Annotated in this window: 3 protein-coding genes and 1 pseudogene; 2 read left to right on the top strand and 2 right to left on the bottom strand. The window is 51.5% G+C overall.

Features of this window, described 5'->3' with window-relative positions:
- Positions 1-100: 100 nt before the first annotated feature.
- Together EKG36_RS20355 and EKG36_RS20350 are read right to left on the bottom strand one after the other, a co-directional pair.
- Positions 101-1,009, bottom strand: a complete 909-nt coding sequence (locus EKG36_RS20355; protein ID WP_126487107.1) for a heparinase II/III family protein — start codon at positions 1,007-1,009, stop codon at positions 101-103.
- Positions 1,010-1,329: 320 nt separating this feature from the next.
- Positions 1,330-1,686 (bottom strand): hypothetical protein, encoded by a 357-nt coding sequence (locus EKG36_RS20350; protein ID WP_126487106.1) that lies wholly within the window; start codon positions 1,684-1,686, stop codon positions 1,330-1,332.
- Positions 1,687-1,851: 165 nt separating this feature from the next.
- Between EKG36_RS20350 and EKG36_RS20345 the strand changes: the two genes are divergently transcribed.
- Both EKG36_RS20345 and EKG36_RS20650 read left to right on the top strand, forming a co-directional pair.
- Entirely contained in the window at positions 1,852-2,163 is a 312-nt protein-coding gene (locus tag EKG36_RS20345) for a DUF1153 domain-containing protein (RefSeq protein ID WP_126487105.1), read from the top strand.
- A 17-nt stretch (positions 2,164-2,180) separates the two neighbouring features.
- Positions 2,181-2,363 (top strand): annotated as a pseudogene (locus EKG36_RS20650) (hypothetical protein); the annotation flags it as partial.

Raw genomic sequence — 2,363 nt, 5'->3', positions numbered from 1 at the left:
ATGGTCAGGCTCATCGGAGGTGCCATCTTCTGAAGGATGGCTTCCTTCCGCTCTGCGGGGTAACGCATGTTGATCACCTCTCAATCCGTTTAGGTGACAACTACGCTGACAGATAGGGGTGTCCACTCGGATAAAAGCCACCCTGGAAAAACAGGTAGTGTGACTGCTCAAGCGGTACCTCTGGCCGAGAACGCACCACGCCATAGCCATCAAGGCGTGCCAACATGCTGTTGCCCAGTACCTGGTGCGGCCATTCGTTCAGCCTGGCATAGCGTTTGAGCTTGAGAGCTTCAGCAGAGTCGCCGACAGGGGGGCAATGCAGTGTGGGGGTGACCAACCACTCCTTTGCGATCTCGGCCTTGTCACAGAGGGTGCGAATGTCGGCCATCTCATCACCTTGCCACCACGGCGCTTCCAGGATCTGACGGATCTTGTTCAAGGCAAAGAAGTGGTAGTCCGGTGAATTCTCAGTATGCACGCCTTCGTCACCCAGCTGACTTTTCAGGATCTCGCGCATGAGGGTTATTGCGAACTCGCGAGCGGCTTCCTGTCGGGGCAGCGCTCTCCCCGTCTGCGCCATCACTTCCAACAAGGCCATCAGGCCATTGAGCTGGAACAAGCCGTGGTTGCCATGGTTGAGCTCTTCCGGATTGGTAAGATGAGCGACATGCTCCGTCACCAGGCCCTGCAGCACCTCGGCTGCCAACGGCAACGGCTCACCTTGCTCTTCGCACCAGTGCACCAGATAGGCGATCTTCGAAGCGCGGAGCCCAGTAGACATATCGTACCAGAACCAGGGCGTCGCCTCAGGATCAGCCTGATAGAACCGCCACCAGTCGCTCATGACGTCGCCTATAAAGGCAGCATCCTCAGGGGCCATACGATTAAAGAAGGCATCCAGCATTCGCCAACCATGCAGCTGGAACATCCAATTTCCGTCGGAAAAGGGATTAACTGCCCAGTTAAAAGGTAGCGTGAAGGGATGAGGAGGAAGGTCCTTCCGGCCCATGGCGGAAAATCCAGTAGATTCTATTACTTTGATAACCTCATGGGGCTTTTTAACAACAACCACATTAAAAATAGAAACCGAACTAAGCTCTCTCACACTTCACCTTGAACACCCTAGACAACTAAAAGTTTTATAAAAAAACTTTCGCAGCCTCATTCTTAACATTATCATCCAGGACAGAAAATACATCAATATGCTTCGCATTAGACTTAAGCTCAGGAAGATCACAAGGAATATTGACTCCAATCCTCTCCATCAATCTTTCAACCTCTTGGCTTAGCTCTTCATACTTTAATACATTATCAACAAGGATTCCTTCGTCATCTGAATACATGCTCCATGTTAATACTCTCTGAAACATTGCCTCTTTTTAAAAACGCAAGGACACGTCGATTTATTTCTTCCACCCCTATGCTTGATATCTCTAATGCCCCAGAATTGTATTTTTCATTACTATAAAGACATTGAGATATTAACCAGGAATAAGGGTGGCGATCAATTGTAAAAATATAAAAACCGTTAATGTTCGACCCATTCCTTTCTACGATATTTTTTATCCTATCGTAGGTCATATGACTTGCAGCTAATTTCTTAACCCCTTTAAGAAATTCAGATGCTCCAGAAAAGCCTTCTCTCAAGACCAAATCCGTATATCTTTCCTCATCTTCTTTATTCACCAAATAGTTTTTGGAGCAATCCCCTTGCTTTGCCGAGTAGCACTCATCACGTGGTGTAACCCCAGGCACAACATCATTTTAACCTGTTATTTTCCTTAGAACAGCCTCTTGAAGTGCCCCCCTCCAGAGCTGCACAGGTTATAGTGCAGCCATCAGGAGGACAGGATGAGCGACGACAACCCGATCAAGCGATGGACCGCCAAGCGCAAGGCTGCCGTGGTCATGGACATCTTCAAGGGAAAGACCACGGCCGCTGAGGTGGCCCGCCAGCATGACCTCACCGTCTCCGAGGTCGAGGGCTGGATCGATGAGGCACAGCGCAGCATGGAGAACGGGTTCAAGGCCCGCCCCAAGGACCTCCGTGAGCGGTACGAGTCCGAGCTCCGGGAAACCAAGGAGGCACTGGGCGAGGCCCATCTGCAGATCTATGCACTAAAAAAATTCAAGCGCCTGCTCGACGAGGACGAGAACTCGTAAGGTCGCTGCAGGCGCAAATGGCCGAGGAAGGCCATGTAGTATCGCTCGTCAAACTCTGTCGTTGGCTGGGATTCCCCCTGCGAAGCCTGTATTACCAGCCCAAGGCGCGGCGGCGTGTCATCAATGCCGACCTGGCGGCCCGGGTGAAGCTGGCCCTGGAGCGGTTCCCCTCCTATGGCTATCGCCGCCTGGCGTGCGTC

Source organism: Halomonas nitroreducens, assembly GCF_003966155.1.
Taxonomy (GTDB): Bacteria; Pseudomonadota; Gammaproteobacteria; order Pseudomonadales; family Halomonadaceae; genus Halomonas; species Halomonas nitroreducens.
Note: the sequence above shows the minus strand (reverse complement) of the source record. Positions and strands in the feature narration are given on the sequence as shown.